Below are 11,749 nucleotides of genomic sequence, written 5' to 3'. Positions count from 1 at the left end.
CGGGGGCGTGATGTCGTCTATCTCCCGAAGCCGGGGGCTCCGCTATGTCGCGGCCTACACGGCGCTGCTGCCGATGGCGGCCACGGTGCTGCTGGCCTACATCGGCACCATGGCCTGGTCGGTGAAGGTCTCGTTCACCAGCTCTCGCACGCTGCCGGTGGACAACTATGTCGGCCTGATGCAATACGCCAAGCTGTTCGACAACGAACGGTGGACGTTGTCGTTGCAGAACATGGCGCTGTTCGGTGTGCTGTTCATCGTCGGCTGCATGGTGCTCGGCTTTGCACTGGCAGTCTTCATCGACCAGAAGGTCAAGGGCGAGGCGGTGCTGCGCACAGTCTTCCTCTACCCCTACGCCGTTTCGTTCGTGGCCACGGGGCTGGTCTGGCAATGGATGCTGAACCCCGAGCTGGGCATCCAGTCTGCGGTCCGCAGCCTGGGCTTTGAGGGCTTCACGCTCGACTGGATCGTGCAGCAGGACGCGGTGATGTACGCCATCGCCCTGGCCGCCGTGTGGCAGGGCTCGGGCCTGGTGATGGCGCTGTTGCTGGCAGGCCTGCGCGGCATCGACGACAGCCTCTGGAAGGCTGCGCGCATCGACGGCATCCCCCCGTGGCGGGTGTACCTCTCGATCGTGCTGCCGATGCTGGGCCCCTCGATCGGTACCGCGGTGGTGCTGCTGTCGGTCGGTGTGATCAAGGTGTTCGACGTGGTCGTCGCGATGACCCAGGGCGGCCCGGGCCTGGCCAGTGAGGTGCCCGCCAAGTTCATCATGGACAACCTTTTCGGCCGAGCCAACATCGGTCTCGCCTCGGCCGCCTCGACGGTGCTGCTGATCACGGTGCTCGCCCTGGTGGCGCCCTGGTTGTATGCGCGACATCGCGCCGCCGGGGCGGAAAGGGCGCACGGATGAGCGCGGTGATTCAAACTTCGGCCATGCCTGCTGCTGCCTCCAACCGTCGACCCCGCGCCATGCTCCGGCCGGCGCGCATCGGCATCTACTTCTTCCTCATCACCGCGGCCGCCTTCTTCCTGCTGCCGCTGTACGTGATGCTGGTCACGTCCGTGAAGCCTATGGAGGAGATCCGCCTCGGCCATCTCTTCGGCTTGCCGATGAAGATGACGCTCGAGCCCTGGGCGCAGGCGTGGTCTCAGGCTTGCACAGGCTTGCAGTGCGAAGGCATCCAGGGTGGTTTCTGGAACTCGGTCGCCATCGTGCTGCCCAGCACGATGGTGTCGATCCTCATCGGGGCGCTCAATGGCTACGCGCTGTCGTTCTGGCGCCCCAGAGGCAGCAATGCCTTGTTCCTGGCGCTGCTCATCGGCGCGTTCGTGCCCTACCAGGTGCTGATGTTTCCGCTGGTGAGGGCGTTTGCGTCGATGTCGTTGTTCGGCACGCTGCCCGGCATCGTGCTGATCCACACCATCTTCGGCATGCCGGTGATGACGCTGCTGTTCCGCAACTACTACAGCACCGTGCCCCGTGAGCTGTTCATGGCAGCCCGCATCGATGGGGGCGGCTTCTGGCGCATCTTCGTGCAACTGATGCTGCCGATGAGCCTGCCGATCATCGTGGTGGCGGTGATCATGCAGGTCACCGGCATCTGGAACGACTTCATCCTCGGTCTCACTTTCGCCGGCCGCGACCACCTGCCGATGACGGTGCAACTGAACAACGTCATCAACACCACCACCGGCGAGCGGCTCTACAACGTCAACATGGCGGCCACGCTGCTGACCTCGATGGTGCCGCTGGTGATCTACCTTGTCTCGGGCCGCTGGTTCGTGCGCGGCATCGCTGCCGGCGCCGTCAAGGGCTGAGCGCCTCTCGAAATCGATAGCTCTATGTCAAGCGTATCCATTCAACAGCTCGGCGTGCGCATGGGCGCCGTCAACATCCTCGAGCAGCTCGACCTGAGCGTTCACGAAGGCGAGTTTCTGGTGCTGCTCGGGCCCTCGGGCTGCGGCAAAAGCACGCTGCTCCACAGCATCGCGGGCCTCATCGACGTGGACGCCGGCAGCATCCACATCGGTGGCAAGGACGTGACCTGGGCCGACCCGAAAGATCGCTCGATCGGCATGGTGTTCCAGTCGTATGCGCTTTACCCGACGATGAACGTCGAGCGCAACATGAGCTTCGGCCTGCGCGTGGCGGGTCTGCCCAAGCAGGAGATCGCGCAGCGCGTTCAGCGCGCTTCGAAGATGCTGCAGCTCGACCCGTTGCTGAGCCGCAAGCCCTCGCAGCTCTCGGGGGGGCAGCGCCAGCGCGTGGCGATCGGCCGGGCGCTGGTGCGTCAGGCCGAGGTGTTCCTGTTCGACGAGCCCCTCAGCAACCTCGACGCGAAGCTGCGCACGGAGTTGCGCCGCGAGCTGAAGCAGCTGCACCGCGAGCTGGGCGCCACGATGATCTACGTCACCCACGACCAGGTCGAGGCGATGACGCTGGCCAGCCGCGTGGCCGTGATGCGCGGCGGCCGCATTCAGCAGATCGGCGCGCCTGGCGAGGTCTACGCCAGGCCGGCGAACATGTTCGTGGCGGGTTTCCTGGGCTCGCCGAGCATCAACTTTGTTCACGGGCAGCTGACGATTGCTGAAGGCAGCGCCGCGGTTTTCCGCGCTGGGGTGCTCGACGTGACCTTGCCGCGCGACGTGTTCAGCGCCGCACCACCGGCCCAGGCCGAAGCGGTGTTGGGCGTTCGTCCGGAGCACATCAGCCTGCTGCCAGCCGGCGAAATGCACCCGCCTGCCGAGGTGACGCTGGTTGAGCCGATGGGGTCGCACTTTGTCGTCTGGGTGGACATGCAGGGCCAGCGTCTGTCGGCCATCGTCACCAGCGCCGAGCCGCCGGCCGTGGGCGATCGGGTCGGTGTGGCGATGGATCTGGCGCGCGCGTGCGTGTTCGACGCACGGACCGAACAGCGCCTCTGAGGGCCCCAGCCCTCTTATCATCGCCGCCAGCAAACCCGGACCGACCGGGTATCCAGATCGGCTGGCGGTAACGATGGCGACCATCAAGGATGTGGCGCGGCTGGCGGGCGTGGGCGTAGGCACCGCGTCTCGCGTGATCAGCGGCAAAGGGTCTTTCTCGAAGGATGCGGCTGAGCGTGTCGCAGAGGCGGTCAAGCAACTGGGCTTTCGACCGAGCGCGATCGCACGCGCCTTGTCACTGCGCAGCACCGGCACCATCGGTGTCTTCGTCCCCGATTTCAAGGGCCCGTACTACGGCCCGCTGCTGCACGCCATCGACACCGAACTGCGCCAGTACGACCGCCACATGGTGGTGGCCAACGGCTGCGGGCATGACGACCGCCGCCAGCAGGCCCTCGACGGTGTGCGTTTCCTGATCAGCCGCGATTGCGACGGGATCATCGTCTCGAGCACCGCGCTGAAAGACTCCGATTTCCAGCAACTGCGCGACAGCTTCACCCACCTCGCGGCCGTGAACCGCGACGTCAAGGGCATGCGCAGCGAGTGCTTCACGGTGGATCACCGGGTGGCCGGCCGGCTGGCAGCGACGACGCTGCTCGATCACGGGCATCGCTATTTCGCGGTGGTTTCCGGCCCGGCCAGTGCCAGTGACAACCGGCAGCGTCTGCAAGGGTTCTTCGATGCGCTCGAAGCCGCGGGAGTTGACCCGAAGAAGGTGCCGGTCGAAGAGGGCGATTTCGCCGCCCAGAGCGGCTGGGAGGCGATCGAGCGCCTGCAACACGCCGGGCACCGCTTCACCGCGCTGTTCAGCGCCAACGACCAGATGGCGATGGGCGCCATCAGTTGCCTGCGCCACCGCGGCGTCGCGGTGCCGCACGAGGTGTCGGTGGTGGGCTACGACGACACGGACGTCGCGGCCTTCCTGTCGCCGCGGCTGACCAGTGTGCACATTCCGATCGACGAGATGGGATTGAACGCCTGCCGCATGTTGCTCAACGACTGCTACGGCCTGGGCCTGCCCGTTTCGCGGGAATTCGAGCCCCGCATGGTGCTGAGGGACTCGATCGTCCGGCGCACCGAACCCTGAGCCACCGAACACCGCCGAGCGTGGGGGGCGTCGTCAATGCCCCAGCCAGCGCTGCAGCAGCGCCTGCATCTGTGATGGCGGCGCCGGTTTGCCGATGAAGTCGTTCATCCCCGCTTGCAGGCAGCGCCGTTCGTCTTCGGCGAACGCGCTGGCGGTGACGGCAATGATGGGCACGTCCGCGCCGCGAGGCAGGCGGCGGATGCGCCGGGTGGCCTCGAGCCCGTCCATGCCGGGCATGTGTACATCCATGAGGATGAGGGCGTAGTCCGCCTGCTCGGCCATGGACACCGCTTCGGCACCGTGTGAGGCACAGTCCACCGTGATGCCCGCTTGCGCGAGTGTGGCGGCCCCAATCTCTCGGTTCACCGCATCGTCGTCCACCAGCAGCACCCGCGCACCGGCCACCGCGCCTGCGGCCCAAGCGGTGGCTGGCGCGCCCGCAGAGCGGTGGCCCGCGGTGGGGGGCCGGTCAGCCGCCGGGGCGGGGCTCCTGCGCAGGCGAACGGTGAACCAGAAGGTGCTGCCCTGGCCGGGTGTGCTGTCCACACCGGCCTCGCCGCCCATGAGCATCGCGAAATGCCGGGTGATCGACAGACCCAGGCCCGTGCCACCGTAGCGCCGGGCGGCGCCGTTCTCCAACTGCTCGAAGGGTGAGAACAGCCGCGGCAGCAGGTCTGGGGCGATGCCAATATGCCCGAGTCGATCACCGAGAAGCGCCAATGCGCTTCGAGCTCGGTCTCTTGTTCCAGTTCGGCCCGCACTTCGATGTCGCCGGCCTGGGTGAACTTGATCGCGTTGGCCACGTAGTTCAGCAGCGCCTGTTGCAGGCGCGTGCGGTCGCCCCAATGGCTGCCCGTCGAGGCGCCGACCACCCTGCGCAACTGCAGCCCTTTGGCTTGCGCGTCGCACTCCACGATGGCGATCACGTTGTCGACCACCGCCTCGATGTTCACCGGCTCTTCCTGTAGCGTGAACTTGCCCGATTCGATCTTGGACAGATCGAGGATCGCGCCGATGGTTTCCATCAGGTGGGCGCTGGCACCTTCAAGCTGCGCCATGCGGCGGTCTTGTTCGGGCGTGAGGCCCCCGGTGCGCACCAGATGCGACAGGCCCATGATGGCGTTCAGCGGCGTTCGGATCTCGTGGCTCATATTGGCGAGAAAGGCTGCCTTCGCGCGGGAAGCCGCCTCGGCCAGCTGAGTGGCCTGCTGCAGCTCTTGCGTGCGGGCCGCCACCTTGCCATCGAGTTCCAGGTTGCGGCGGGTCAGGTGGCGGTTCCAGGCCAGCACAGCCAGCAACAACAGGGCCGCACCGGCCGCCACCCCACCCACCGATTTGGCCAGCAGCGCGGTGTCCAGGGCCTTCTCGTAGCGCACCGACGTCCAATGCTGGATGATCGACTGGCGCTTTTCCGGTGGAAGCGCATGGATGGCGCGCTGGAAGAGGCTTTGCAGGTACGGATCGTCGTTGCGCACCGCCACCTGCATAGACAAGCGCTCACTCAACTGCGATGCGACCCGCAGGTCGGTCATGCCCTCGATCAGCAGATGCCGGTTGACGATGGGCAACGTGCCGATGAAGCCGAAGATCTGGCCCTGCTGCACCTGGCGCAGGCCCTCGGCCGCATCGTCGTATTCGGTCAGGTTGATGCCCGGCAGCCGCGCCTGCAGTGACGGTGCCACGCCAAAGGCGCGGGTGACGCCGAAGCGCTGGTGCAGGTGCTGGCCGATGTCGGTGAAATACGGTTGGCTGCTGCGGGTGACCACCACCACCGGAAAGTCGGCATAGGCACTGGTGAAGTCGAGGAAGGCGCGGCGTTCGGGCGTCTCTTGCGCGAAAGAGATCAGGTCGCAGCGCCGTTCCCGCGCGGCGTCGAGCGTGTCGCTCCAGCTGCGTGTCGGCACGAATTCGAGCTCGACATCCATGGTCTGCGCCAAGCGCGTGACGACGTCGGGCGCGATGCCCACATGCTCGCCTTCGCGGGTGACTTCGCTCAGCGGTGCGCCCGAGGGGGCGCTGCACACCTTCAACCGGCGCAGCCTGGCCAGGTGATCTTGCTCGGCGTTGCTCAGGGCGATGCGGCCCAGTGCGCGGCCAAACAGCAGATCGGCTGCGCTCCTGGACATCCAGCGCTCCGCCAAGGCCGCGCGTTCCTGGATCGGGGTGTTGGCGATGGCCCGGTTGAGCAGGCTCGCGAGCATCGCCGCGTCCTTTCGCACCGCGAATCGCGACGGCGTCTGCGCGTTGTCGATCGACCCCACGACCGCCAGGTTCCCCATGGGGTGCGCGGCCATGCGGTACTCCACCACCGGCGTGGTTTCGATGTAGGCATCGGCCTCACCATTGGAGACGCGCCGGAGGCAATCGACCACGGTCTCGCAACTGATCCGCCTGGCCTTGATGCCGCTGTCTTGGATGATCTTGTCGGCGATGTTGCGCGTCTCGACCGCGATGCGCTTGCCGTCGAGCGAGGAGATGTCCGGGTAGCTGGCGCCCAGGCGCGCCACGATCGACTTGGTCGCGTAGCGGTAGGGCTCGGTGAACAGCATCTGCTGCTCGCGCTCGGCCGTGCGGGCGATGTCCGGCACGATGTCCAGCCGGCCATCGCCCAACATGTCCAGCCCTTGTGCGAACGAACTGGGAACATAAGTGAAGCGGGTGAGGCCCACTTTGTGCAGCAGCAACTGCAGGAACTCGACGGTGAAGCCGCTCGCCTGGCCGTCTCGAAAATATTCGAACGGCGGCCGATCCACGACCAGGATGCGCAGCGTCGGCTGGCTGCGGACAAACTCTTTTTCGGCCGGAGACAGGTCAAGCCTGCCGGCGAACTCTGCCGCGGATGCGGCGCGCGGTGCGGCCTCCACGGCCCATGTCGCGCCGAACGGCCACCATACCGACCACCACAGTAGCCAGACCAGTCTTGCTGCTGCCACCCATGCCCTCGCGAGCTACAACCAGGGGACGAACAACTGGCGTTACCGCCTGCTGAACCACTCCGGCCGAGTGTAGCGATTCGTTTCCAAGGCGCAATCGTGATGGCTGCGGGTGTGGCGCCGATGCCCAGGCCCCGGATCCTTCATCCCAATCTGTCAATCGGCTCGTCCGTCGAAGGCGGCCTGCAGCGCCTCGATGTCGAGCTTGACCATCTTCAGCATCGCTTCGCAGGCGCGGCGAACCTTGACCGTGTCCGGGTGGGACACCATCGCGGCCCATTGCGCGGGAACGATCTGCCAGCTCACGCCGTAGCGGTCCTTCAGCCAGCCGCATTGCTCCGCCTGGCCACCCTCGAGCAGCGCGTGCCAGTAGCGATCGATTTCCTCCTGAGTGTCACAACTGACGACGAAGGAGATCGCGTGGTTGAAGGGGTCCAGCGGCCCCGCACTCATGGCCGTGAAGGCCTGGCCGAACAGCTCGAATTCGACGACCTTCACCGAGCCGGGCGGCCCGCTGGGTGAATCGGCGGGCAGGGTGGTGAGCCGCGTCACCCGAGAGCCCGGGAAGATGCCCGCATAGAAGCGGGCGGCCTCTTCGGCCTCGGCGGCGTACCAAAGGAACGGGGTGATCTTCTGCAAGGCCATGGTGGCTCCTCTCGAGTTGAGCGATAGCTGGGGTCGGTCGGGTCGGTAGGGTGGGCAGCGCGAGCCCGGCGCCGGCGCGAGCCGCAACGCCACGCCGCTGAGCACGACGAAGCGCGGACGGCCAAATCGACACCGTGCGGGCATCGCGCCCAGGGCCCGCCGATGATCTTCAACGCGCTGCGCGCGGCCGGGTCTGAGTCCGACACGTTACGCTGCGGTCATGCTTCGTCACTTCCTGCGTCGGGCTCTTGGCCGCCTTCGGTGGCAGGCCTGCGCTCGCCTCTGGCTCCCGGCCTGGATCGCCGCTTGTTTCGGCGCCTGGCCCGGCGTCAGTCACTCGCTGCCGCCACCTTCTGCGCCCGAGCGAGTGGCGTGGCTGTGGGACGGGCCAGGGGTGCCCGATTGGTCGCGCGCGCATGCGGCGGTCGTGGTGCAGCATGTGTTGCTGCGCGGCTCAGAGGTTCTCGTGCGGCCGCGCCCGCAGGCGCCGGCGCTGGGCCCGCAGGCGAGGGTGACGCCTGTCGTGCATGTCGAGCTGAGCCTGGCGCAACCGCCGCAGCTGGGCGAGCGGCAGCACCGGGTGATCGTCGAGGCGGTGCGACGTGCGGCCGAGAGAAGCAGCTCTGGCTGGGTGCAGCTCGATCTGGAGGCGCGGCCTTCTCAGCGGGCCTTCTACCTGGCTGTGTTGCGCCAGTTGCGCGCCGTGTTGCCCCCGGAGGTGCGTCTGAGCATCACCGCTTTGGCATGGTGGTGCCGCTCGCCCGATTGGCTGGACGATCTGCCGGCCGATGAGGTCGTCCCGATGTTCTTCCGCATGGGGGCTGATTCGGCAGAAATGAGGCGGCTGCTGGTCGAGGCGCCCCATCGGTTGCACCGTCAGTGCCGGCAGGGCGCCGCCGGGTTTTCGATGCAAGAGCCTGTTGATGTCACCACGGTGTCGCGTTATGCTCGCACGTACTGGTTCGACGATCGGCGATGGCGTTGATCGAGCACAACAACACACGAACCGGTGAGGGAGCCATCCATGACACACCGCCCATGGGCCTCTTGGGCCCGCTCTGCCATCGTGGGGATGGCCATGGTCTGCGCCATGGTCGCCGCGCACGCCAGTGGCGATCCCGGGCCCTATGACGAATACGTCGTCCGCTCGCAGCCGGGCCATGACGTCGATGCCTATGAGGCAGGGCAGTTGGGCGTCGTCCTGCCCGGCTTCGAGCGCATCTACCTCTACACCGCGTGGCGGGCGATCGTGCTGGGCGCTGAAGGCTACGCCAAGGTGCCTCACACCCCAGGCGCGCTGCAGCAGGCCGCCGGTGCCTTTGCGCAAGGCTGGACACCGGTCGACGATGAAGGCGATCCGGTCGCGTACTGGCTCAAGGTCAGCCAGTCGTTGGCGCCGCGCAAGGCCGAACCCACGGCCGCCGACCGCATCGCCTTCAGCTCGGACTTCGCGAGCTATGTCAATTGCCCCTCTGCCGCCTTCGGATTCGCCGCCGAAACGCTGAAAAAGGCCGCCCAGCGCAGCGACGCGAGCCCCCAGCGCCTGTCGGCCTGGGTGGGCGCCCAGGATGCGGTGTTCGGGTTCTGCAACCACGACCCCGAGCGGGCCAAAAACTCCGAGCGGGGCGCCACACCCACCCTGCCCGGTGAGTTGCCCGGCAGCGAGCCTGCTTATTGGCGCCAGTTGCGCGAGTACCAGATCGCTGCGGCCCACTTCTACAAGGCCCATCTGGCCGAGGCGGCTCGGCGCTTCGCCGCCATCGGCAAGACGCCTGACCACCCTATGCGCGTCTGGGGGGCCTACCTGGCGTTGCGGGCCCAGCTGCGCCAAGCCACCCTCGCCGACACGCCTTTGGGCAGCACGGATCAGGAGTCCGCTGCGGCACCGCTGCTGGCGCAGGTTCAGCGCATCCTGGCCGATCCCACCCTCGAACCGGTGCACGAGGCCACCCGCGCCACGGCGCGGACGCTGCAGTTCCGACTCACCCCGCGGCGTCGCTGGGCCGAATTGACCGCGGCTCTGGCGGACCCTCAAGCCGATCCCTACGTCGACGACCGCCTGGGCGATTGGCGCCGAGTGGCCAACCTGTTGCTGGAGGAAGTCCGCACCGACGACATCGATGCGCTGGAAGACACCTTGCGAAAGCGCCACGATCACTACGACTGGATCCGCACGATGCAGCGTTGCGGCCTGGCGGGGCTCACGCCTGAGCGCACCGCCGCCTGTGGCCGCGAGGCGCCGCGCGCCCGCGCGCTGTGGCAGCGATGGGGCCACGAGAAGGCCGCCGACGCCGCAGGCCGAGCTCGGGCCTGGTTGTTCGCGTCGCTGGTGTTGACCGACCAGCTGGATGCCGACCTGGAACAGGCGGCGCTGGCCGTCGCTCCGAATGCACCCGAGTACCTGAGCGTGCGCTATCAGTTGACCCGGCTGTACCGGTTGGCCGGCCGATCGGATCGCGCTCGCGAGTTCGCCGACGGCGCGTTGGGCGAACTGCGGCGTCAGAAGGTGGGCTCGCTCAGTGCCGAGAACCTGTTCAAGCAGGAGCGCTTTGCCTTGGCCACGTCGCTGAAGGATGCGGTGGATCACTTGATGCGCCGCACGGGCGGATGGCGGGTGGCCGACACCGGCGAGGCTGGACGTTCAAACGGTGCGACCGGTACCGGCCGCCCTGCGAGCGACGGCATCGCGTGGATCAACACCCGGCTGGCTACGACGGACTTGCTGGCGTTGGCCCAGGACGAGCGGCTGCCCCGCGCGTTCCGCGCGCAGATCGCGGTCTCGGCCTGGTTCCGCGCCGATGTGGTCGAAGCCGATGAGCAGGCCATGTCGGCCGCAGCGCTGGCGGCGCAGTTGGCTCCGGCGCTCGGGCCGTCCGTGCGCGCCTACCGCGCCGCCAAGGGGCGTGCGGCCCGCCGCCATTCGCTGGTGTTGAGCGCCCTGTCGTTGCGCCTGTCGCCGCTGGTGCGTTGGATCGGTGACAGCCGTACGCCATGGTCCGGCGCCAGTGCCGAGCCCCGAAGCGATGACGAAGCCCTGGCCGACATGTGGTGCAGTGTGGCCAACAACCGCATCGACAGCTGGGACATCGACGCCCGGCTGGCCGAGCAGACGCCACCGCTGCCCGATGTGAGCACCCATCCGGCGGCCCGTGATCGCGAGATGGCGGTGCTGTCTCGCCTCAAGACCGCGACGGGCTTTGTTTCGGACCACGTCCTGGCCTGGGCCCAGGTCCATCCGGCCGATCCGGAAGTGCCTCGTCTGCTGTACGTGGTGGTGCAGTCCACCCGAGGCGGCTGCCGCGATGCGGACGCGAGCAAGGCGTCGAAGGCGGCCTTTCAGCTGCTGCACGGCCGGTACAAGAGCAGCCCCTGGGCGGCTCAGACGCCTTACTGGTACTAGCCTGGATCTTTCACGAGTCTGCTCGGACGAGTAGACGGCGGGGAGGTGAAGGGGCTTGGCGACCTGGATGAAGGCGATGGCGTCGCGCGAAGGCACGTTTGGGCGATTGCGGGCGCAGTACCCCCTTACCCCCGTTGTTTGTCAGCGTGCCGGAGTAGCACTCGCGGCGGGCTATGGGGCGAGCGCGCGGGCGGCCGTGACGAACACGTGCTTGAGTGGGTGCTGCGATGCCAGCAGCAGCCGCACTCGTCGGGTGTTGCGCAGCACCGCCGCGCCGATCTTCAGCAGCTTGGTACGGATGGTGGCCGTGCAGGCGCGCTCCAGCTCCGTGCCACCAAGCGCCAGGCGCCGCAGGTTGATCATCAGCGTGTAGGCCAGTGCCGCCAGCAACAACCGCAACTGGTTGGCGTCGAACAAGCGGCAGCTGGCACGTCGGCCGAACAGGTCCAGCTGCGCTTCCTTGATGCGGTTCTCGGCCTCGCCACGCGCACAGTACAGCCGCTCGTAAAGATCGGCGGCATCACCGTCCAGGCTGGTGACCACGAAGCGCGGGTTGGGGCCGTGAGGCCCATGCTCCAGGCGGGCGATCACGCGTCGCTCGCGGTCCCAGTTGCGCGTGGCGTACTGGAACTCGCCAATCAGGCGCTGCTTGGTACCGGCCGCGTCGTACTGCTCGGCCAAGGCCTGCGCGGGCACGGCCGAGAACCACTCCAGCGTGGAGTTCTTCTGCAGGCCGATGATGTAGTCGATGCCCCA

At 67.3% G+C, this 11,749-nt stretch carries 9 protein-coding genes and 2 pseudogenes; 6 read left to right on the top strand and 5 right to left on the bottom strand.

Features of this window, described 5'->3' with window-relative positions; genetic code table 11:
- Positions 1–10: 10 nt before the first annotated feature.
- The 4 genes from AACH06_RS19070 to AACH06_RS19055 all read left to right on the top strand — a co-directional run bounded on the left by AACH06_RS19070 (position 11) and on the right by AACH06_RS19055 (position 4,015).
- A complete protein-coding gene (locus AACH06_RS19070) occupies positions 11–913 on the top strand; it encodes a carbohydrate ABC transporter permease (RefSeq protein ID WP_341427351.1) in 903 nt (300 codons plus the stop codon).
- A gap of 23 nt (positions 914–936) precedes the next feature.
- Entirely contained in the window at positions 937–1,821 is an 885-nt protein-coding gene (locus AACH06_RS19065) for a carbohydrate ABC transporter permease (RefSeq protein WP_341427350.1), read from the top strand.
- Positions 1,822–1,845: 24 nt separating this feature from the next.
- Complete coding sequence (locus AACH06_RS19060) at positions 1,846–2,928, top strand: ABC transporter ATP-binding protein (protein ID WP_341427349.1); 1,083 nt, start codon at positions 1,846–1,848, stop codon at positions 2,926–2,928.
- 73 nt (positions 2,929–3,001) lie between these two features.
- Positions 3,002–4,015: a LacI family DNA-binding transcriptional regulator gene (locus tag AACH06_RS19055; RefSeq protein WP_341427348.1), complete on the top strand. Its 1,014-nt coding sequence runs from the start codon at positions 3,002–3,004 to the stop codon at positions 4,013–4,015.
- 33 nt (positions 4,016–4,048) lie between these two features.
- On the opposite strand, the gene AACH06_RS19050 is transcribed toward AACH06_RS19055, so the two are convergent.
- The 4 genes and pseudogenes from AACH06_RS19050 to AACH06_RS19040 all read right to left on the bottom strand — a co-directional run bounded on the left by AACH06_RS19050 (position 4,049) and on the right by AACH06_RS19040 (position 7,593).
- Positions 4,049–4,381, bottom strand: coding sequence for a response regulator (locus AACH06_RS19050; RefSeq protein WP_341427347.1), 333 nt, complete (start codon positions 4,379–4,381; stop codon positions 4,049–4,051).
- Between the two features lie 186 nt (positions 4,382–4,567).
- A pseudogene (locus AACH06_RS30195) lies at positions 4,568–4,654 on the bottom strand (hypothetical protein); the annotation flags it as partial.
- Positions 4,655–4,719: 65 nt separating this feature from the next.
- Positions 4,720–6,768, bottom strand: a pseudogene (locus tag AACH06_RS19045) (transporter substrate-binding domain-containing protein); the annotation flags it as partial.
- A 336-nt stretch (positions 6,769–7,104) separates the two neighbouring features.
- Positions 7,105–7,593, bottom strand: a complete 489-nt coding sequence (locus AACH06_RS19040; protein ID WP_341427345.1) for a VOC family protein — start codon at positions 7,591–7,593, stop codon at positions 7,105–7,107.
- Positions 7,594–7,813: 220 nt separating this feature from the next.
- Here AACH06_RS19040 and AACH06_RS19035 point away from each other — a divergent pair, with 220 nt between their 5' ends.
- Both AACH06_RS19035 and AACH06_RS19030 read left to right on the top strand, forming a co-directional pair.
- Complete coding sequence (locus AACH06_RS19035; protein WP_341427344.1) at positions 7,814–8,578, top strand: hypothetical protein; 765 nt, start codon at positions 7,814–7,816, stop codon at positions 8,576–8,578.
- A 39-nt stretch (positions 8,579–8,617) separates the two neighbouring features.
- The gene (locus AACH06_RS19030) at positions 8,618–10,993 is read left to right on the top strand and encodes a hypothetical protein (RefSeq protein WP_341427343.1); all 2,376 of its coding nucleotides are present in this window, start codon (positions 8,618–8,620) and stop codon (positions 10,991–10,993) included.
- Between the two features lie 171 nt (positions 10,994–11,164).
- Here AACH06_RS19030 and AACH06_RS19025 read toward each other — a convergent pair.
- On the bottom strand, positions 11,165–11,749 hold a 585-nt coding region (locus tag AACH06_RS19025; protein WP_341427342.1), incomplete at its 5' end, for a transposase.

It is taken from the genome of Ideonella lacteola (assembly GCF_038066555.1).
Taxonomy (GTDB): Bacteria; Pseudomonadota; Gammaproteobacteria; order Burkholderiales; family Burkholderiaceae_C; genus Ideonella; species Ideonella lacteola.
This window is presented reverse-complemented; position numbering and strand designations above follow the sequence as displayed.

Bases quoted from the DNA above. Each gene is read 5' to 3' on its own strand.
- AACH06_RS19070 (WP_341427351.1), top strand. From the start codon at position 11: ATGTCGTCTATCTCCCGAAGCCGGGGGCTCCGCTATGTCGCGGCCTAC.
- AACH06_RS19065 (WP_341427350.1), top strand. From the start codon at position 937: ATGCCTGCTGCTGCCTCCAACCGTCGACCCCGCGCCATGCTCCGGCCG.
- AACH06_RS19060 (WP_341427349.1), top strand. From the start codon at position 1,846: ATGTCAAGCGTATCCATTCAACAGCTCGGCGTGCGCATGGGCGCCGTC.
- AACH06_RS19055 (WP_341427348.1), top strand. From the start codon at position 3,002: ATGGCGACCATCAAGGATGTGGCGCGGCTGGCGGGCGTGGGCGTAGGC.
- AACH06_RS19040 (WP_341427345.1), bottom strand. From the start codon at position 7,593: ATGGCCTTGCAGAAGATCACCCCGTTCCTTTGGTACGCCGCCGAGGCC.
- AACH06_RS19035 (WP_341427344.1), top strand. From the start codon at position 7,814: ATGCTTCGTCACTTCCTGCGTCGGGCTCTTGGCCGCCTTCGGTGGCAG.
- AACH06_RS19030 (WP_341427343.1), top strand. From the start codon at position 8,618: ATGACACACCGCCCATGGGCCTCTTGGGCCCGCTCTGCCATCGTGGGG.